Annotated in this window: 17 protein-coding genes and 1 pseudogene; 10 read left to right on the forward strand and 8 right to left on the reverse strand. The window is 47.4% G+C overall.

What is annotated here, in order from left to right:
• The first annotated feature begins 19 nt into the window (after positions 1-19).
• Positions 20-463: a DUF2753 family protein gene (locus C9I92_RS14865; RefSeq protein ID WP_047885820.1), complete on the forward strand. Its 444-nt coding sequence runs from the start codon at positions 20-22 to the stop codon at positions 461-463.
• A gap of 236 nt (positions 464-699) precedes the next feature.
• On the opposite strand, the pseudogene C9I92_RS14870 reads toward C9I92_RS14865, so the two are convergent.
• Positions 700-870, reverse strand: a pseudogene (locus C9I92_RS14870) (alternative ribosome-rescue factor A); the annotation flags it as partial.
• 211 nt (positions 871-1081) lie between these two features.
• Positions 1082-2230 carry a serine hydrolase domain-containing protein gene (locus tag C9I92_RS14875; protein WP_047885822.1) on the reverse strand — a complete coding sequence of 383 codons (1149 nt, stop codon included), beginning with the start codon at positions 2228-2230 and terminating at the stop codon, positions 1082-1084.
• A 748-nt stretch (positions 2231-2978) separates the two neighbouring features.
• On the opposite strand from C9I92_RS14875, the gene C9I92_RS14880 reads away from it, so the two are divergent.
• Positions 2979-3728 (forward strand): MaoC family dehydratase, encoded by a 750-nt coding sequence (locus C9I92_RS14880; RefSeq protein WP_047885823.1) that lies wholly within the window; start codon positions 2979-2981, stop codon positions 3726-3728.
• 198 nt (positions 3729-3926) lie between these two features.
• Here C9I92_RS14880 and C9I92_RS14885 read toward each other — a convergent pair whose 3' ends face one another.
• The gene (locus C9I92_RS14885) at positions 3927-5489 is read right to left on the reverse strand and encodes a Mur ligase family protein (protein WP_053061865.1); all 1563 of its coding nucleotides are present in this window, start codon (positions 5487-5489) and stop codon (positions 3927-3929) included.
• A 111-nt stretch (positions 5490-5600) separates the two neighbouring features.
• Here C9I92_RS14885 and C9I92_RS14890 point away from each other — a divergent pair, with 111 nt between their 5' ends.
• From C9I92_RS14890 to C9I92_RS14915, 6 genes are all read left to right on the forward strand, one after another.
• Positions 5601-6077 carry a GNAT family N-acetyltransferase gene (locus tag C9I92_RS14890; protein WP_047885824.1) on the forward strand — a complete coding sequence of 159 codons (477 nt, stop codon included), beginning with the start codon at positions 5601-5603 and terminating at the stop codon, positions 6075-6077.
• Positions 6078-6422: 345 nt separating this feature from the next.
• Entirely contained in the window at positions 6423-8393 is a 1971-nt protein-coding gene (locus C9I92_RS14895) for a DUF3604 domain-containing protein (RefSeq protein ID WP_084712594.1), read from the forward strand.
• Between the two features lie 61 nt (positions 8394-8454).
• Positions 8455-9312, forward strand: a complete 858-nt coding sequence (locus C9I92_RS14900) for a peptidyl-prolyl cis-trans isomerase (protein ID WP_047885825.1) — start codon at positions 8455-8457, stop codon at positions 9310-9312.
• Positions 9309-10328, forward strand: a complete 1020-nt coding sequence (locus tag C9I92_RS14905; protein WP_047885826.1) for a HupE/UreJ family protein — start codon at positions 9309-9311, stop codon at positions 10326-10328. The genes C9I92_RS14900 and C9I92_RS14905 overlap by 4 nt, the downstream gene beginning before the upstream one ends.
• 2 nt (positions 10329-10330) lie before the next feature.
• Positions 10331-10933 carry a HupE/UreJ family protein gene (locus C9I92_RS14910; RefSeq protein WP_047885827.1) on the forward strand — a complete coding sequence of 201 codons (603 nt, stop codon included), beginning with the start codon at positions 10331-10333 and terminating at the stop codon, positions 10931-10933.
• Positions 10915-11547, forward strand: coding sequence for a HupE/UreJ family protein (locus tag C9I92_RS14915; RefSeq protein ID WP_146149697.1), 633 nt, complete (start codon positions 10915-10917; stop codon positions 11545-11547). The genes C9I92_RS14910 and C9I92_RS14915 overlap by 19 nt, the downstream gene beginning before the upstream one ends.
• A 553-nt stretch (positions 11548-12100) precedes the next feature.
• Here C9I92_RS14915 and C9I92_RS14920 read toward each other — a convergent pair.
• From C9I92_RS14920 to C9I92_RS14935, 4 genes are all read right to left on the reverse strand, one after another.
• Positions 12101-12607, reverse strand: a complete 507-nt coding sequence (locus C9I92_RS14920; protein ID WP_047885829.1) for a GNAT family N-acetyltransferase — start codon at positions 12605-12607, stop codon at positions 12101-12103.
• 284 nt (positions 12608-12891) lie between these two features.
• Positions 12892-13173 (reverse strand): peptidylprolyl isomerase PpiC, encoded by a 282-nt coding sequence (gene ppiC, locus C9I92_RS14925; RefSeq protein WP_047885830.1) that lies wholly within the window; start codon positions 13171-13173, stop codon positions 12892-12894.
• Between the two features lie 208 nt (positions 13174-13381).
• Entirely contained in the window at positions 13382-13798 is a 417-nt protein-coding gene (locus tag C9I92_RS14930; protein ID WP_047885831.1) for an ester cyclase, read from the reverse strand.
• 365 nt (positions 13799-14163) lie between these two features.
• Positions 14164-16827 (reverse strand): hybrid sensor histidine kinase/response regulator, encoded by a 2664-nt coding sequence (locus C9I92_RS14935; protein WP_047885832.1) that lies wholly within the window; start codon positions 16825-16827, stop codon positions 14164-14166.
• Between the two features lie 101 nt (positions 16828-16928).
• On the opposite strand from C9I92_RS14935, the gene C9I92_RS14940 reads away from it, so the two are divergent.
• Positions 16929-17405: a hypothetical protein gene (locus C9I92_RS14940; RefSeq protein ID WP_047885833.1), complete on the forward strand. Its 477-nt coding sequence runs from the start codon at positions 16929-16931 to the stop codon at positions 17403-17405.
• Positions 17406-17409: 4 nt separating this feature from the next.
• The gene (locus C9I92_RS14945; RefSeq protein WP_047885834.1) at positions 17410-18462 is read left to right on the forward strand and encodes a porin; all 1053 of its coding nucleotides are present in this window, start codon (positions 17410-17412) and stop codon (positions 18460-18462) included.
• A 289-nt stretch (positions 18463-18751) separates the two neighbouring features.
• On the opposite strand, the gene C9I92_RS14950 is transcribed toward C9I92_RS14945, so the two are convergent.
• Complete coding sequence (locus C9I92_RS14950) at positions 18752-19285, reverse strand: cytochrome P460 family protein (RefSeq protein ID WP_207103745.1); 534 nt, start codon at positions 19283-19285, stop codon at positions 18752-18754.
• Positions 19286-19493: the final 208 nt, after the last annotated feature.

Consider the following 19493-nt stretch of genomic DNA (forward strand, 5'->3'; position numbering starts at 1 on the left):
TTATTGAGGAAAGGACATCATGGACGTATCACGCTGGGAACAACTGACACTACGCGCACTTCATTCTGAGCGGGAAGACAATCCTTCTATCGCGGTCGTCCATTATCAGCTTGCGCTGGCGGAGTCTCAACAGCTTACGCCGATGAAAGGCACCCGGGATGAACTGGAAGAATTGCTCACCATTAAAGTGATGTCCTGCCATAATCTGGCTAACTTCTGGCGCAATCAGGGCGATGATGAATTTGAGCTGAAGTATCTTCAGCTTGCCTCAGAGCAGGTCATGGCAATGGTTCCGCAATGTCCACGACGCAACTGTGAAAGTTTTATCGCCTCGTTGGGCTGTTGTAAAAGCGCGCTGATTGAATTTCTGAAACGCCATCCGAACCCAATTGTCGCCAGACAGGTTGAGAACATCAATGTCAGCAATCAGTGTGAATTAATCGCACGGTTCCGGCTGCACTAGCAGACACTCAATTTTTCATAGCAAGCAGTAGACTGTCGCTTGGCGTCATCACTACCCGCCAGATACACCAGATACAAATAAGGCTCAGACTGATGTCTGAGCCTTATTTACCTGAGGGCTTTGTTTACCAGAGCCATCGGCTTAACCGGTAAAGAAACGCCACCACACAAATTGAGACAACGGAAATAGCCTTTCCAAGAGCCCTATTCAATCACCGCGAATTACGCAGCCATTGGATAGGACTCTCGTCCCGCATGTTTTGCTTTGCGGTTGAAGCTGCCTTTTCCTTTTTTCGCTTTTTCAACGCGAGAGCGGAACAGCTGGCTGGTAACCACTGCCTTCAACGCGTTATCACGGATGGTACCACGGCCGAATTCAGTGTCATTGACACGAAGTTCATGACCAATCTCGGTGTCTTTTACCGATGATTTTGCTTTACGATGTTTCGCCATATTTCACCTCAATGGGATGGAATAGTTAAATAACCAGTCATGTGTCTATACAAGCAAGAAACACAAGGAAGTAACGGTTCAGTTTCACGCCAGCTCCCCTGTTTTTCGTGAGTGAGCATAGCGCTGCTGACACAGGAATACAAGCGGTGAACCGGGTAAAAGTACACTATTTTTTTGTGTCCGCACCAGCCAATTGTACGCCGTATCTTTCTTGGTAAAGTTGCAGGAAAAACAATACGATATCTCTCGCCACCCGGTTGTTTTCACAATTTGCCAGAAACACCATTCCGGTCTGGGTATTGCGGTTAAAAACCATTTCCGTACGAAACCCTTTCACCCATCCTCCATGGTGCACAAAACCAGTCAGCCCACGGTAATCAAACAGTCGCCATCCTAACCCGTAGGTCACATTGCTCATTCTGGCGCGATAACGGTATTGATTCGCCCTGACATGTGGCTTATGCATAATCTCCAGCAGAGACGGCTCTAATACTGTCGGCTGCTGCCCCATCTGAGCCAGCATCCATTTCGCGAGATCCTGCGCACTTGCATTAATTCCGGCAGCGGCAGGCACCCGATAGTAGAACGGAGTGGGCTGCACAGCCCCACAGCCCGACTTCACCTTAACATGTGGCGAAGCCCGATTATCGGCCTGTTTGTAGCCCTCCATGCCAAAGGAGGCATTGTCCATCCTGAGCGGAATAAAGACCTGCTCTTTAACAAACGTCGGGTAATCCACTCCGGCGGCCAAGGCCAGCATGTCTGCCGATAAGTTATAAACTACATTCTGATAGCTGTAACAGTTACCCGGTTCGCAGACGAATTTTACCCTGTTAAGAATCTGAAGAATTTTAGGATAAGACACATTGTCTTCCAGCAAATCAGAATAGGCCTGCGCGACCAACCCTGTCGATTGTGACAAGACATGGCGTAGAGTCACTTCTTTACCCAGATCAGCGTCACTGAAGGTAATGTTTTCGAGGTATGGCACGACATGGGTATCCCATTCCAGCAAACCACGTTCGACCAGAATCGACACCGCCGCTGAAGCGAATGTCTTAGATATAGAAGCCAGCGGGAATACAGTGGCTGAGTTAACCTTTTTATTCGAACCGTTTTTGACGACGCCATAGCCCCGTAACAATCTGATGTCACCGTTAATCACGACAGCCAGAGCGGCACCCGGAAGACCTTGCTTTACTTCTTTTTTTACATATTGATCGAGCTTAACGGCAATGTCGTCAAACTGGGCAGAGAACACAGAGCCGGAGGCCACCAGACAAGTGGCAAGTACCAGCGTCCTACAACTGTTCATAAATGTATGTACCTAGCCTAAAGCTCACTTATCGTATTAGTCAGACACCCAGATGGAGTCAGATTTTAAGCGTAGCTCTGGTGGCAGTACTTCCTACTTCTCTGTATTGAGATTTTGAGAACAAAGTGCTGTCCTAGTACGCCTGCCGTTTGGAGCAGGCGATCGCACAGTGGCTAGAAGGAAGGGTGCGACAGACAGGAAGAAACAAGCTGGATCAAACCGAATCGAAGAGACGGAAAACAAGAAGCGAGCTGAACTCTGTTGCTGTGTATGCCAGCCAGAAAGTCAGGACGATGTAAAGTCGTACCCCACAAACAAAAATATTTGGTGTTGAGCCAAGAAAAATACCATTTTATCCACTATTATATTTTTGTTCGTGCCAAAAAAATTTTAAATACTGTTCATTTGTAATTTTATAAATTCAATCCATTTATATACACGAACAAGTGTTAGCTGAAAAATAAAATACAAGTGTACGCTCAAAGTAACAAACACAGAGTACAACTGTTCGCTTAAATTTGTTTTTTGATTAATTTTGGTGCAAACACTCAGTGAGAAAAATTCGCAATTAGATTTTTTGCACTATTCTTACATGCAGTGTAACTAATTGTTTTAATTTAAGTTAAACTCATCTGACCAGCACCAAACTGAGACCTGGAACACATTTTAACTTCCCATCTTCTAATTTAACGTTACAATACATCGCCTTGTTCTTGTGGCGAACAGAAGTATTAAAAGGTTTCGAATCATGAAAGTTGCCGATTTTATCAAGCAGAAGCGTGAAAGCATTTTTCCTCATTCATTTGAGTTGAAAGATTTGCTGTCACCCTCACTTCGTGAGCACTGGCTTGATTTTGTGAATAAAACAAATAAATCACAGCTTGGCGCGTTAATTTCCGGAAAAACGTCTGCGTCAAATGACGACAATGTTGTTCATGCTGTCGAAACCCTTAAGAAGCCGGTTTTTGAAAAGCCATCTTTTGAAAAGACTGAAGCTGAAAAACCTGCGCCGGCTCCTGTTGTCATGAAACCGGAAGCGGAGCAGTTGTACAAAGAACTGACGGCATCTCTGGGGGAAGTACTTCACACGGGTGAATGGCTAATGGTGGATCAAGACCGCATCAACAAATTTGCGGACGTTACAGAAGATCACCAGTGGATTCACACCGACCCTGAACGTGCTGCTCAGGAGTCACCATTCAAAACCACAATTGCACACGGTTTTCTGACTTTGTCATTACTTTCTGCCCTGACTGACAGTGTGGACCCGAACAAACAGAAGTTTCCGACCGCTAAAATGACCGTTAACCTGGGCTTTAACAAGGTACGCTTCCCTTACCCCGTCAAGTCCGGCAACCGCGTGCGTGCAACAACCCGTATTCAGTCAGTTACACCAATCAAACGTGGCCTGGAAATTGTTCAGGAGCTGACAGTCGAAATTGAAGGCGTTCGTCGTCCGGGCTGTGTGGCTGAATCGGTTATTCAGCTGCACTTCTGATAGCGGCCTTACCGCTATTCGATATTACCGCTATTCGATACAGGTTAAACACCGTCCTCTCATAAAAATAAAGCGCCACTGGCGCTTTATTTTTTTCTGACGCCGCTTTTATTTCAGAATTGCGGACTCTCTGAGTTTTGGCTCGCTGCAATCGCTCTTACTGTTTTCCGCTCTACCTGCTGAACCGAAAGAAACCCCTCAGTTTTTAATGGCGAGATGAACCAAAGTGTCTTTCGCTTCCAGGTCATCCACGCTCCATCCCCTTCCCATTGCCGCACGTCGTAACGCAGCCAGATCCCCCATATAAGGTTCAGCATCATGCTTATTCAGGCTGATGTACTGATACTCTTCATGGCCTTTCCCGCACAACAACAGCACGTCATTAGGCATCAGCTGGTTCACGGCCTGCTCAATGGCCAGTGCCCGATCAGGCACTATTACAGCTTTCGCCATCAGCGATGCGTCCAGATCGCGGGTCAACGCACTAAACATATCCGACTGATCCACACCCAGCGGATTATCGGTCGTAAAGACGACATGATCCGATTTTCCGGCACACAACCGCCCTATCTCAGGCGCATCTTCCAGCCGCTCTCCCGTCACACCAATGACGGTCAGCACTCTGCCAGCGCCATTTTCCTGCGACATGAGGGCTGACGAACCGGTGACTTGCAACTCAGGGACTGGCGAATCACCCCGAACGTTCTGATATAAGTTCAGTAAACTGTCGTAGTTATGGGCATAATCGAGAATGACGGTTGCGCCATTGGCTAAGGTATACACTTCACTGCGACCCGGTGCCGGTTGCAGTGCGCCCAGTCGGTTGACCGCGTCTGACATATTCAGCCCTGAAGCAACCAGCAACGCCAGCATCACCAGTGTGTTTTCAATGTTGAAATCGAATGGCAGAACTGTCGCCACAGGATACGTTTCCCCACCATAATGCAGAACAAACGTTGCGCCTTTGCACGTGGCCGTAATGTTCTGTGCGTACAAGTCAGCATCCGGGTCATAACGGCTGAACGTTAGCATGGCGTATTTGCTTCGGCACCGATCAAGCACCGACACCACTTGCTCATCATCCAGATTCACGACCGCCGTACCTCCCGGCTTTAATCGGTCAATCAAGCGCAACTTGGCCTGAATGTAATCTTCTCGGTTACGGTGATAATCCAGATGATCCGAACCAATATTGGTGATAACAACGGCATCAAAATCAATATGTGTTACACGATCCTGCGATAGCGCATGGCTACTGACTTCCATCACATGGTGTGTAACCCCGGCTTGCTGCATCGCATGAAACAGGTTCAGCAACGTAATCGCATCGGGCGTGGTGTTATCCAGCGGGTAAAAAACATTGGCAAAGGCACTGCCCAACGTACCTGTGTACGCCGACATACCATCAATGTTCAGTAGCTGGCTCAAACAATACGCCACCGTTGTTTTTCCATTGGTGCCTGTTACGCCGATATGTTTCAGCTTATCCTGCGGGTACTGATAATACTGGTTGATCAAACTGATACTGGTACTGTGGCTCGGGCTTACAAGGCAGGGTACCGAAATTTCCAGCTGACGATTTGCAATAACGGCAATCGCCCCACGGTTTACAGCGTCAGTTGCAGACAAGTGACTGTCCCAGGTCAGCCCCTGACGACAGACAAACACATCTCCGGGCTGGATTTTCTGACTGTGAGTTTTGAACGCTTTCACATCGAGCGCATTGAGTGTGGCAAGTAAGGAATGATGACTGGAATTCATTGGTGGTTCTCAAACTACACGAACAAGCACCACGAAAAATCGAAACGTGATGAAAATACTGGTATTTTACTGCTTTTAAGGACATTCGCGAAACAATAGAAGGGATTTATCGTGATTCATATTGAACCTTACGCCCCGCACCATACCAGCCAGATCATTTCTCTAAAGATAGCAGATGGTCAGGAGCGATTTACCCTCCTGCCGGAGGGCTTCATTAGCGAGTCTCCCCCTCACCTTCACCGGCATGTCATTCTGCTTGAGGGGACTGTCATTGGCTACTTCCGAATTGATACCGCCTACCCGGAAAACTACCCGTTTTGCCCTCAGACCTCACTCGGATTACGGGCGCTTCTGATCGATTCCCGTCAGCAGGGTAAAGGCTATGGTCAGGCTGCCATGGCGGCACTCCCGATGTATCTTCGGGACGTGTACCCAGATCATCACGCGGTTTACTTAACAGTTAACTGCCAGAACCCGGTTGCCCACCGCTGTTACATAAAAGCAGGCTTTGACGATACCAAAGAACTTTACCTAGGCGGCCCCGCCGGACCTCAGCACATTATGCGTATGGATCTCATCAACCGTTAAGTGTCGACACAATATACTGAGGAAACAGCAGAGCATGGCAGGTCGCGATCAATCCTCTGACCGAATCGTACCTGCCCTCTCATCCAAACACCAGCTCACCCCATACGTTGTCATTGAGTTTAATACAATCAAGACCATACCCTAAAGACGAAACCATTAAGCCCAACCCATAAGCCCCTATAACAAGATAGATACGAACGACATCCACTGACTTCGGCCCAAATGGCTTTTCCACATATTACGTATACACTTTTTACTTGGGCATATTTGCATCGCAACTAGTCTTCATCGCCTGAATCGAGTGAAGGTTCTCACCTGATACCGCCAGTTTCCAGGAGTCTAGGCATGACACACCATTACGCCACAGCTACCTCTTTCCCCATTCAGAAACTCAATATGTTAAGTGCAGTCGTCGCCGCCTGTTGTACTGTCATGACGCTTCCTTCTTATGCTGAAAGTGTCACTACCGATGCGGGCTCGATTGATTCGAAACAAGTTGCACGTTTTTTCCAACAAAAAGGTTATTCACCTTACGCCGGACGAGCCTATTCGACTCGTCCTCTCTGGGGGGAGTTACATCTGCATACTTCCTGGTCTGCTGATGCGATTGCAGCGGGTACGCGTGTCGGACCAGATGAAGCACTTCGTTACGCGGAAGGCAAAGAAATCACATCCAGTACCGGCCAGGCCGTCAGGCTGTCGAGACCGTATGACTGGATGATGGTTGCCGACCATTCCGATGCAATGGGCGTAATGAGCGCGGTATTGGAGGGCAAAAGCTCACTCATGACTGATCCAACCCTGAAACGCTGGCATGAAGGTATGCAAGCCGGAGGGGAGGATGCCAGTAAAGTGGTGATGGAAATCATTACTTTACAAGGACAAGGTAAATTACCTGAAGCCATGACAGATACAAAAGTACAAATGGACACATGGAAAGACATGACGGAAATTGTGGAAAGCCACAATAAACCAGGTACTTTTACCGCTTTGATTGGTTACGAGTGGACATCCAATTATGGTGGCGGGAATAACTTGCACCGTAATATCGTATACAGAGATGGAAAGGCACTAGCGGACCAAGTGCGACCGCTTACGACGTTTGATACGGAGATCCCAAACCAGTTATGGGATTGGATGCAAGGGTACGAAGAGAAAACCGGTGGGCAGGTTTTAGCCGTGCCACACAATGGTAACTTGTCGAACGGCCTGATGTTTTCCACCGAAACGCCAGACGGTAAGCCAATTGATGCAAAATGGGCCGAAGCGCGTGCACGATGGGAACCGTTGTACGAAGTCACGCAAAGCAAAGGGACATCAGAGCAACACCCTTCTCTCGCACCCGCCGATGAATTTGCCAATTTCGAAATCTGGGATAAAGGAAACTTAAATGTCGTGCCAAAAGAGCCAGGCATGATTGAGCGGGAATACGCACGTGAAGCGTTAAAAAATGGTCTAAAACTTGAGGAAGAATTTGGCACCAACCCGTTTAAATTTGGCTTGGTTGGTTCAACCGATGACCACACAGGCATTTCTTCAGCGGAAGAAAACAATTTCTTTGGCAAGTTCCCAGCGAGCGAACCAAGCGCTGAACGTTCGACTGGCAACGCATTCGATTTTGAAGGTCGTACGGTGAAAGACTGGCAGTTAGGCGCATCCGGCCTGACTGCGGTATGGGCTGAAGAAAATACCCGCGCGTCAATTTGGGATGCGATGAAACGGAAAGAGGTCTACGCCACCACCGGTACGCGTATATTGGTACGATTCTTTGGCGGTTGGGACTTCAAGCCAGAAGATGTCCTCAGTCGCAACCCCGGCGCGGTCGGTTACGGTAAAGGCGTACCGATGGGCGGTGACCTCACCACACCGTACAATGGCGCTAAAGCACCGAGCTTCCTTGTCGCGGCACTGAAAGACTCATTCTCCGGCAACCTAGACCGTATTCAAATCATTAAAGGCTGGCTTGATAAAGCGGGAAAACCACAAGAAAAAGTTTACAATGTCGTGTGGTCTGGTGACCGTAAGTTAGATAAAGACGGTAACTTGCCATCGATTGGCAATACCGTGGATGTGGCTAACGCGACGTGGACAAACACCATCGGCTCATCAGAACTAATAACCGTATGGCAAGATCCCGACTTTGACCCGAGCTTAAAAGCGTTCTATTACGCTCGTGTTATCGAAATACCCACCCCACGCTGGACAGCTTACGACAAAGCATATTTTGCTGATGCGAAGTTTTCAGACGAGGTACCGATGACAGTAACCGAGCGCGCGTATACCTCTCCAATTTGGTATACCCCGTCTAAACAATAACCTTTACCCCTTCATTTCTTACCGTAATGAAGGGGTAATTTCATCTGACTTTTGGCGGTTTATGGAAAAACTCATTCGGGAACCTCTGATTCATTTTTTACTGATAGGTGCCTTGTTGTTTGTCGCTTTCGATTATATAAACGACGAACCTGAACAAGGACAGCTGAAGATCATCAATGTCACCCGGGCCGACATTGAAAATATCATCAACAACTTTCACAACACTTGGCAGCGTCCCCCCAGTGAACAAGAACTCACTCAGTTAATTGAAGAAAAAATAAGAGACGATATTACTTACCAAGAAGCCTTGTCTTTAGGGCTGCAAAACGAGGATCTCTATATTAAACGCAGATTGCGCATGAAGTTAGAGTCGCTCTATATCGATCTTTCTGCCGGAAAAGCCCCCACTCAAAGCGAGTTAGAAAGCTACCTGAAGCGCCATGCGGATGACTTTGTGATTGACAGTCAACTCGCCTTCTCACAAATTTATTTTTCCCCTCAACATACTCAAGAAGAACTTGATACACAGATTCAGTCGCTAAAAAAGCAGCTTAACCAGCACCATTCACAAGCGAATATCGAGCAGTTAGGCGACTCAACGTTACTGGCAAACCATTATCCATTGATGTCTGTCAGAACGATTCATAACCAATTCGGAAAAGCTTTTGCAGACTCAATAGATACTTTGGAGCAGGGAAAATGGGCAGGCCCTATTCGCTCACAATATGGCTATCACCTAGTCAAAGTTGAGCATCGCATCCCGAGTTACATACCAGAGTTAAGAGAAGTAAAAGCCACCGTGGAGCGAGGTGTACTTTCAGAGCGTCGCCAGCAATTTCTGGATATCCATTATCAGCGTTTGCGCCAGCAATACACAGTAAAGATTGATAACAGCGGCAGCCAAAAGGCGATGCCATGAAGAAGCCATATTGCCGTTCATCAACATGGCTTGGCCTAATATTGCTGCTAATCACCCTCAGCAACATCGCCAATGCCCATGAAAGCCAGCCCGGTGTTGTGGATATCACCCAGCTGGATGAACAGCGTTATCAGGTCGTCTGGAAAGCCCCGATTTATTACGGCAAACCTCATCCTGCTCAACTGGAGTTGCCAGATGCATGGGAGGAAATAGCACCCGCCTCAACCTTCGCCAGCAAAGATGCACACATCACCACAAAAATTGTCGCCGTCGATAAAACACAATTTAACGGCGCGACCTTACGCTTTCCCAGACTAGAAAAAACCATCACCGATGTTTTGGTACGAACTGTATTCACTGACGGCAGTGAGTTTACCTATATCGCCAGCCCCACTCGCCCATCGGTCACCTTGAGAGGCGAGCGAAGCTGGCATCAGGCTGGCGCGGAATATGTGGCGCTGGGATTGCACCACATATTGCTGGGAATAGATCATTTGTTGTTTGTCCTTGGCTTAATGCTGATCGTCAAAACAAAACTAGCATTACTTAAAACCATCACTTCATTTACGCTGGCTCACTCCATCACGCTTGGGCTGGCAACACTAGGACTTGCGTCCGTACCACTGCCGCCGTTGAACGCCACGATTGCCCTGTCCATTCTGTTTTTAGGCCCGGAAATCATAAAAGCACGCCGAGGACAACCAAGCTGGACAATTCACTATCCATGGATAGTGGCATTCGGATTTGGACTACTACACGGATTTGGTTTTGCCAGCGGATTGACCACCACTGGCATGCCGAAAGCAGAGCTTCCGCTGGCACTCCTGTCATTCAATATTGGCGTCGAACTCGGTCAAATCGGTTTTGTCGGCTTGGCGCTTGCCATGCTCTGGGCATTTAACACGCTCAACGTTCGCTGGCCTGAATGGGTTTCGTGGATTCCCGGCTATCTCGTCGGAAGCCTGGGCGCTTACTGGACGATTCAAAGAACAGTCATACTGGCTGGAGGATTATAAACATGAGGCAGGCGTATCACCGTCAGCTGCTGCTATCAGGCATCGCATTAAGTGTGTTGATATCACCGATTGCCCAAGCCCACGTTCAAGGAAACCCCGCAGCCGGATTCGTCACTGGTTTGGGGCATCCTTGGTCTGGCCTTGATCATATCTTAGTCATGATTGCGGTGGGCATCTGGGGGGCTCAGTTAGGTCGACCAGCCGTTTGGCTTTTACCCGTTGCGTTTCCTATGATGATGGCATTTGGCGGTTTTATCGGCTTACTCGAATTACCTTTTCCCAGCGTCGAAGTTGGTATCTCCCTTTCGGCTATCGTGCTGGGTTTTATGGTGCTGATGGAAGCCAAAGCAAACATGAAATTTATCGTTGCCTTAGTTGGATTTTTCGCCCTTTTTCATGGCTATGCACACGGCACAGAATTACCTAAAGGACAAAATGGACTGCTGTATTCGATAGGTTTTGTGGTTGGCACTGGCACACTTCACTGTGTGGGTATCAGTTTAGGTCTGTTACATCGCTTTAATTCTGGGAAACTGATTTTGCGAGGTGCTGGTTCCGTTGTCATGGTGATGGGAGGCGTCTTTTTGTGGCAGGCTCTGCTGTAACTCTCAAACGCTTCACTCGCTTGAAAAGATGGAATGCCGGCGTCGCAATAATGCTTGCGCTTCTGCCTTGCTTTGCACACGCTCACCTTGTGAACACCGGTTTGGGCCCTGTTTATGATGGCATTACGCATTTATTCATCACGCCTGAAGACCTACTCACTGTCATCGCATTAGCACTCTACTGCGGGCTATCAGGAGCATCGGCCAGCCGTTTAGGTATGTTTGCATTCCCCATTGCTTGGTGTATTGGCGGTCTCATTGGCCTGACTACGACCATCGACTCATCCTCCCTGCCCATTGCCGCCATTTCTTTTGTACTGCTGGGCGTATTAGTCGCAGCGGATGTCGTCATACCCAAACGCCATTTGGTTATAGTCATTGCTTTTGTCGGGTTTGCACATGGTGTTTTTAACGGTCAGGCCCTTCAAGCAGGCCCGGCAGCAGCAGGACTAATTGGCACCATCGGCGCTTTATTTGTACTTATGACATTAGTCAGCGCGAGTGTGGTTGCCCTGAAATCTGCATGGACACGGATTGCAGTGCGCGTGTTAGGTAGCTGGGTATCAGCCAGCGGAATATTGCTCTTTGGTTGGTATCTGAAGACGGTTATTTGATGATCTTATGTGACGGTCAGAGGTGTTTGAAGCAGCCTCAAAATGAGGCTGAAAGCTAACAAGGATACTAGGGGCAGGTCACGATGGTTAGTCGATGAAGAATGCTTTTGGAAGGTGTTTCGCCTGACCCAATTCAACCCGACGTTCTGCATCCTTTCTTTTTGGATGACGTTCAAAAAATAAAACATTGATTTGTTGTTCAACCAATAGATTACTTTGCTATGAAGTTTAGACGTTCTCTCTATTTATGCATGAGGTAATAGCTGAGTTATAACGATATTAACTTGAGCCTTCTGATTGAATAGCTTCTGGTGTTTTTTACAAAAACCTTAGATTACTTGATATAAGAGGAAGTATAAAAAATTGACTAATGAGAACCGCGACTAACCTAATACGTTAACGCGATTGGGAAAAACGAGTCAGAGAAATTCACCCTGACTCATTATTGTATTAGGGTAATAACAGTAATTAAACGTAAAATGCCGCCTTGCTTATTAAGGCTGACATTTCGGTGTAACGACTAGAGGGACAAAATACCATATTAACAACATCTCTATAGAAGGCGTTGACGAGGATGAGTTAATGTAGCCATTACGGATTCACCATCCAGAGAATTTTCCAGAACCAGATAGTACCAGTCGAAATTCTTCCCGGTCTTTTTCACATTGGTAAATAAACCAAAATGTTGAAAACCAAATTTAATAAGGTTTTGTGTCGATGCTACGTTACCTTCTTTAATCACCGCATAAAGTAACGCCAAACCATGTTTCAGCGCATATTCGATGCGTAAATGGGTAAGTTGTTTCGCAATACCTTGCCTTAAATAAGTGGGAAGAACGTAAAGGTGACCAATTTCACCAATATCTGCCTGCTTAAGTGCTTTTATAGTAGCAACCCCCACCACTTTTTCGCCATCAATGGCAACCACCACACAAAAATCGTTGGCCAAATTTATAGGAGTCACTAAATGCTTCGCATTAGGCTGTGTAGCGAGAATTGCGGTGGCATCTTGTAACTGATCCTTAGTTGGATGAATCTGATAACGAATCACATCCGACATGAAAAAGACTCCAAAGGGTTTTTATAGACAATAATGACATCAGAAAAGTGTTTGGCAACGTTAATATGCACTCGCGCTCAACGTAGCCGAAGTTGGTTTCGCATGCTGCATATTTGAAAGGATTAGATTTGAATGTGTCCGACTTTAGTGTGTCCTGCTTGAATGAGCCTAGATTGAATGAGATAAGGATATGTTAGTGATGGCAGGCATACAGGAGGACCGTTCGAATATACCCTGCCATCTTGTCGACACTGTCTCGAACAGTGCCAATACAGGTTTTACCCTTATGTACGGTAAAGCACCTTAATAATATGGTATCCGAATTTTGTTTTTACCGGACCAATTGGCTCCAGCACCTTGCCGCTGAATACCGCTTTATCAAACGCCGGCACCATCGCTCCGCGGCGAAATTCACCGAGGTCACCGCCACGCTTACCTGACGGACACGTTGAATATTTTTTTGCAAGCGTCTGAAACTTAGCGCCTTTTTTGAGTTGCATCAAAATATCGTCGGCCTGTTCTTTGTGTTTGACCAGAATATGCAGAGCTGCTGCAGTGGATGCCATAATGAAAACCTATTGTCACAGTAAAAAACGCCCGAAGTGTGCGATAAATCACTCAAAGTAGCAAGAGTCAGAACGGGTTACGCGTAAAATTCCGTTCAAAAATCAGATTCAACAGCTTATACGACAGCATCCTAACAACAGTATCCGACAACGACATCCACTGGCATTTGCAGGCTTCCCTGCCTAACGCCCTACCTCGTTTCACCGGTTATCCCCAGCCTAACTGTCTGAGGCTGATAGTATCGTTCCAGATTTTGGTCATGTGCCGAATTCGATTGTCCTCAAACTGCATCACATACACGTAATCTGCCGCGATGGTTTTTCCGGTAGGAACATCCGGGCCACCCGGACCGGTGTTGGTGCCATGAAACACGGCGTAAGCTGCTACAGCGTCTCGCGATTCGTCTTCGGCAAAGAACCGTAATTCATAGTGCCCATCAGGTATAGGCGTTAATATTCCTTTGGTCCATTCGGTGTATTGTTGCAGCGTATCTATCTCAGTCAAAGCATCGGCCTGGGCTGAGAAGGTGGCATCGGGATGGCAATAAGCACTGCATATCTCCCACCCCTGACCAGTTTCACAGGCTTCAAAAAATAGTTTTGCTTGCTCAAGTAAAATACTCATAGATGGTTACCTCGCAATAACGGGCCCCATTTACGTAACCATTCAATCGTGGATTTAAAATCGGTGACTTAAACGCGCATACCACCGTTGAAAAAGCAGTGCCAGATGCCAAATTGGCAGCGTCGACAGGCCGCCCTTCAAGTGTGGACTATTTAAAATAAAGCGAATAGTTAAAAGCGAATAATTGACTAAAAGCCGCAAAAACAACAGCAAAGAAGAAACACCCTAAAGCCCTTCCGTTCAGGGCGATTCTTAATCAGCCAATGGTTAACCAGTTAATGTTAAGCCGCAAGTGCCAAAAACCGGGCAGAGATAATATTGGTTCAGAGAGTCGGCTATCCGGCTGTCAGTGCCCCGACCCACGCTTAAACCAGAGAACTCAAACCTTTTAGCTTTTCCAGCAAAACCTCTTTTTTGAACGGCTTCGCAACATAGTCATCCATGCCGGCATCAAAGCATTTGGTAATGTCTTCGTCCAGCACACTGGCTGTCAGCGCAATGATTGGGGTACGGGTAATAATGTCGGACTGATCGTTTTCCCAGCGGCGGATCTCTCGGGTCGCTGAAAAGCCATCCATTATCGGCATCATGCAATCCATCAACACCGCATAGTAAGGTGATCCCAGCTTAAACGCTTCGACAGCTTCTTGCCCGTTACTGGCAATGTCGTATTGGTATCCTGCTTTTTTCAGCAAAACAGATGCCACTCGCTGATTGACGATGTTATCTTCCACGATCAGGACTTTTTCGGTTTCCTCGGTATGTACGGTGTCACTTCCCAGCGTACTGGCTTCTGTTTTACCCGAGCTAATCGCTGACTTCAGTGTTCTGACGAAACGTCGCCCAAGCAATGGCAAGGTAATGACCCCATCAACGCTGTTGCCAAAATCGTACTTATCATCCAGATGACGGCAACTCAGCACCACCGTCAATCCCGGTAACAACTGACGAATCTCAGACAGGTGAAGTTTTGATTCTGTCAGCGAGTTCTGGCAGTAAATGACTAAGTCATAGCTGTCCGTTTCAACGCGCTGCGCTTTGCCGAGAAAATGCTCCACAGTCAGGGCTTCAGCATGCACGCCATTTTTGCGGCATTCATGGTGAATCCATTCCCGGTGATCAGAGCTATCACCGACGATCAGCACATGGTTACCTCGCAGAGGCTCAACATCCGAAGGGAATTGCTGATAAACAGGTGCTTCGATACTGAACGTGAAACGGCTGCCGATTCCCTTCTCTGACTGCAACTGAATTTCGCCATCCATTAACTCCACCAGCTGGCGGCAGATTGCCAGTCCCAGCCCGGTGCCACCAAACTGGCGGGTGATTGACCCGTCTTCCTGAGTAAAAGGAGCGAAAATCTGCTGTTGCTTATCTTTTTCGATACCTATCCCTGTATCCGTGACCGAGAACGACAGCCTGACATGTTTCTCATTCACACGCTCATTCGTTATTTCAAGGGTAATGGAACCACTGTGAGTAAACTTCACCGCATTAGAGAGTAAATTGATCAGTACCTGACGCAGCCGGTATTCATCCAGCATGACCAGAGCCGGTAAAGCCGGGTCAAGTTTAATTTGCAGATCAAGTCCGTGTGTCGCGGCGCGCGCAAGAATGATCGTGATAGTGTCATAGGCGACCTCCTGAACGTCACACTCCGTTGGTGCCAGCACGAGATTCCCTGACTCAATCTTCGAGAGATCCAGAATGTCATTTATCAGCAGCAACAAGGTCTGTGAGGAGGTTTCAATGGTTTGCAGATACTCCACCTGTGATGGAGTCAGTTCCGTATCAGCCAGAATCCCCGACATGCCAATGATACCATTTAGCGGCGTACGGATTTCATGAGACATATTCGCGAGGAAGGAGCTTTTCGCCTTGTTGGCTTTTTCCGCCTCTTCTTTAGCTCGGATAAGGTTGATCCGGTTCTGGATTCTCTCATCAATCAGGCGGTTCAGTTTATGGCTGAACTGCGTCAGCTCATCATTGCCATCAGCCTCGACTTTGGCTTCGTGACCACCGGTTTTTTCCAGACTGGCCATTGATTTCAGTATCCGGTTTAAATACGAACCAAAACGATGGAACAGATTCATGCCCAGAATCAGGGTCACGACCAATGAAAACACAATACCGGCAATATAAAACCAGATCAGGGTGCGGGCTGACTGAATGGAGTCATCAATATTTCGGTGCAACTCACTGCTGAGTGTGTGAACAACATACTGAATCAGGGCATAACGCTCGTTCAGCGTTTTCACCATTTCTGTCATTCCGACGGTGACCTGATTGTCATCAAAAATCTGGTTACGATAACTGTGGCTGGTCGCAAACACCGGATTGGCAAAGGTATTGCTGAGCAATTCAATTTGCGCTGGCGTGGCATTGATCGTCAGGTAGCGCTCGATGATCAACTGCTGTCGTTCAATCAGGGTATCAAGTTGTTCTTTATAAACGGGAGCGTTTTGCGGTATTTGATGAATCAGCTGGATATACCAGTTTTCCTGCTGTGCCCAAAGTTGAAGCCATTGTAACTGAAAGAGAATATCGACCTTTTGTTCAATCGCCGCTTCACCGATGGCCAGTTTGTGCTTTTCCAGCAGCACCAGGTTTTGCGTCACCAGATCAATACCCCAGTCTGACCAGTCATTCACTTCTTCTGGTGAAACTCGCTCATACTCTTCCAACAGCTCTTTCATTTCTAACGTTTGAGTCTGTACCTGCGGTAAGGTAGTAAGTGAGAATGCACTGGCCAGTTGCGACTCGAAACGAGAAAGCGATTCATAGGCAGGGATGGATAAATGCGGATTGCCGATATTGGCCAGTTTGTCTGTTTTCAGGGTATGTACAGCCTGTGAAAAATCGGAATTAGCATCAAGCAGTTCGATTCGGGACTGCAACATTCCCAGTGATTTCACCTTATCCAACAATTTTGTGACTTCTTCTCCGGTAAATACCCCCGCGAATGCCATCGGCAGGATAACCAGCGTTAATATACGCAGTTTGATTGAAAGCCTGTTAAGAAGGCCCATATTTGCTCCTTGCTTTGCATTCCTGAAATGTCTATTTGTAGTCACATCAATGTCTACTAGTATTTATAGCAGGATATAAGCAGTACGATGGAACTTTATCGATGTTCAAAGGATTGAGTTTTACACATTTTTTCCTCGCTACGCTGATCGTATTTTCACTACTCACCACCAGCAAAATGACGCTCGCAAGGGAAGGAAACGACGTTGAATTTGCTGTCTTTACGCTCAATAGCGATCTTCCCCCGCTAAGTAAGAGTAAAGCCCGCATGCTTTACAAAGGGAAAACCAAGAAACTGAACGGCAGCATTAATATCGTCCTGGTTGATTTACCTGAAAACTCCATTCACCGCGAAGAGTTTTACAACATGTTACTTGGCAAGTCGGTATCTCAAATGAATGGCTACTGGGCCAGTCTGTCATTTTCCGGCAAAGGGACACCGCCGGAAGAACTGTCTAGTGACGACATTAAAGACATTCTGGAGTGGCTGAACAACAATCCGAACGGCATCGCGTATGCGCCCATTCGCGATGTGCCCGAAAATGCCAATATTCTGATCACGGTGTTACAAGGAGAGTAACGGAATGACCAAATACATTACCTTATTACTTCCACTGCTTGTCGCCGCCCCTTTCAGTGAGGCCGCCATTCCGCTTTCTGACTCATTATCCGTCAGCGGGTTCGGGTCAACATCGGTGACTCGTACCGATAACGCCGCACCGCTGTTTGTACATCGTGAAATTGTCGATGACACCTGTTTTGACTGTGATACGACATTTGGCTTGCAGGCTGACTGGCAGTTATCTGATGCTTTCAGGGCATCGTTACAGGTTGTTAAACGCCCTCAGGATCACTGGTCTGATCCTGAAATGGAATGGGGTTATCTCAGCTATCAGTTCGGCGGGCTCAACCTGAAAGGCGGACGTCTGCGCATCCCCTTATTTCTGATGTCGGAGTACTACTACGTCGGCCAGACCTACCCATGGGCACGTCCCCCTCAGGAGGTTTATGACAGTATTTTAGGGTTTACCTATTTTGACGGTATCTCTGCCCTGTGGCTGAAAGAGCTGAATGATGAAGCCATTGTGACACTGTCACCCTATTATGGCTTTGAACGCAATAATACTACGCGCCTCGGCGATGAAACCCTGACATTCGATACCAATCATATGGCGGGTTTATCTGTCGAACTCAGCGGTTTTAATTACCGCATTCACTTCGGCTATATGAATACTCAGTACACCTTGACCTCGGATCCGAATCCATATCAGGAAACGCTGAATATCTATACTCTGGGTGCTGAATATTCCTGGGATGGCTGGCAGCTGATTGCTGAAGCTCAGACGGATAAATTGCAAAGTAACTGGTATTTGTCCGGTGCTTATACCATAGATAAATTCACACCATATCTGGTATACGGCGAAAGTCATCATCGCAGAAAATCTCAGAGTCTGACGGCGGGTGTTCGATACGATTTAACGTACACAATTTCACTGAATGCTGAATGGCAAGGCGTTTACATGGCACGCTCGGATTATGATGCATTAAACCCCGGCCAGTTTACGGTGCCAAGCAAACGTCTCGGGGAAGATAAAGATGCCCAGTTATTTACTCTGATGCTGAGCTTTATTTTCTGAGGCTTTATCGGAACGGTGTTAAGTCTCTGCGGGATTTTGGTTACCAATTGGCCTATCTTCAATTTACCAAGTACCTATCGATATGGCCGATATGGTCTACATGGCACCTGTTTATCAGGAGTTAGGTGCCTGATTCCGTTACAAGGTGCCGCTACTGGATGCAAGCTACAAGGTGCCAATTCCAGAAACCTTAGCACCTTGCCGTATTGGGGTTGATTGGGTTTATCTACCAACAGGGTTTATCTGCCAATAGGTTTTGTCACAACGTCACGAAAACATCCGTTACCCGTTATTTAAACTGTGGAAAGAAAGGCACATCGGTAAATACCCAGTCACGATCTTTAACTGGCGTGTGACATGCCACGCACACGCCAGCGCCTTCATTAAAAGGCTTTTGTTCAGGCCCAACCCAACGCGCCCAGCCCCAGCCATACGTTTCTGTAAAACGTTTAGAGTCTTTGAACATAAACTCAGCATGGACAAACTCACCCGGCACAGTAGCTGCTTTCCAATTTTCCAGCTCGGTATCTTTCCACACGACTTTGGCTAATATCGCCCCGTCCGGCCAGGGATTGGTTTGGCCTTCCCGCGCGGCCTTCACCGCCAATTCATTGCCTAAGATTAAGCGGATTGTGTTGTTATCCGTACGGTGCGAAACAGCGACTGCAGACCATTGATCCCATCCTGCCGGATAATCTATTCCGTGCGAGGGTTGCGGCAGGTCCGTGGCAGCAATACTGCCAGAAGACCCAAGCGTGAATAGCAACACTAAAGGCAGTTTTACCTGAAGACGCTTTACCTGAGACAAGTCAGCTTTCATCATTACTCTCCTATCAGGGAATGTGGGCATGGAATTTGGGCATGAAATCTGAGTCTGGCCGGCAGTTACCTGCCCGCTTAACCGTTATCACATTGCCAGAAGTATAGCTTCCTCAGGAGAATCTCTTTTCCGCAGACACAGTTAGTCCATTGACACACTCAGGCGAGTCAACAGCCAACAGACTAGCTGGGTTTACATTCACTCACAGCTG

This window comes from Photobacterium ganghwense, from assembly GCF_003025595.1.
GTDB lineage: Bacteria > Pseudomonadota > Gammaproteobacteria > Enterobacterales > Vibrionaceae > Photobacterium > Photobacterium ganghwense.

What these genes read in the sequence shown, in the direction of transcription:
- C9I92_RS14895 (WP_084712594.1), top strand. Translation starts at nt 6,423, where the DNA reads ATGACACACCATTACGCCACAGCTACCTCTTTCCCCATTCAGAAACTC.
- C9I92_RS14905 (WP_047885826.1), top strand. Translation starts at nt 9,309, where the DNA reads ATGAAGAAGCCATATTGCCGTTCATCAACATGGCTTGGCCTAATATTG.
- C9I92_RS14930 (WP_047885831.1), bottom strand. Translation starts at nt 13,798, where the DNA reads ATGAGTATTTTACTTGAGCAAGCAAAACTATTTTTTGAAGCCTGTGAA.
- C9I92_RS14865 (WP_047885820.1), top strand. Translation starts at nt 20, where the DNA reads ATGGACGTATCACGCTGGGAACAACTGACACTACGCGCACTTCATTCT.
- C9I92_RS14875 (WP_047885822.1), bottom strand. Translation starts at nt 2,230, where the DNA reads ATGAACAGTTGTAGGACGCTGGTACTTGCCACTTGTCTGGTGGCCTCC.
- ppiC (WP_047885830.1), bottom strand. Translation starts at nt 13,173, where the DNA reads ATGGCATCCACTGCAGCAGCTCTGCATATTCTGGTCAAACACAAAGAA.
- C9I92_RS14880 (WP_047885823.1), top strand. Translation starts at nt 2,979, where the DNA reads ATGAAAGTTGCCGATTTTATCAAGCAGAAGCGTGAAAGCATTTTTCCT.
- C9I92_RS14885 (WP_053061865.1), bottom strand. Translation starts at nt 5,489, where the DNA reads ATGAATTCCAGTCATCATTCCTTACTTGCCACACTCAATGCGCTCGAT.
- C9I92_RS14945 (WP_047885834.1), top strand. Translation starts at nt 17,410, where the DNA reads ATGACCAAATACATTACCTTATTACTTCCACTGCTTGTCGCCGCCCCT.
- C9I92_RS14935 (WP_047885832.1), bottom strand. Translation starts at nt 16,827, where the DNA reads ATGGGCCTTCTTAACAGGCTTTCAATCAAACTGCGTATATTAACGCTG.
- C9I92_RS14940 (WP_047885833.1), top strand. Translation starts at nt 16,929, where the DNA reads ATGTTCAAAGGATTGAGTTTTACACATTTTTTCCTCGCTACGCTGATC.
- C9I92_RS14950 (WP_207103745.1), bottom strand. Translation starts at nt 19,285, where the DNA reads ATGATGAAAGCTGACTTGTCTCAGGTAAAGCGTCTTCAGGTAAAACTG.
- C9I92_RS14920 (WP_047885829.1), bottom strand. Translation starts at nt 12,607, where the DNA reads ATGTCGGATGTGATTCGTTATCAGATTCATCCAACTAAGGATCAGTTA.
- C9I92_RS14900 (WP_047885825.1), top strand. Translation starts at nt 8,455, where the DNA reads ATGGAAAAACTCATTCGGGAACCTCTGATTCATTTTTTACTGATAGGT.
- C9I92_RS14910 (WP_047885827.1), top strand. Translation starts at nt 10,331, where the DNA reads ATGAGGCAGGCGTATCACCGTCAGCTGCTGCTATCAGGCATCGCATTA.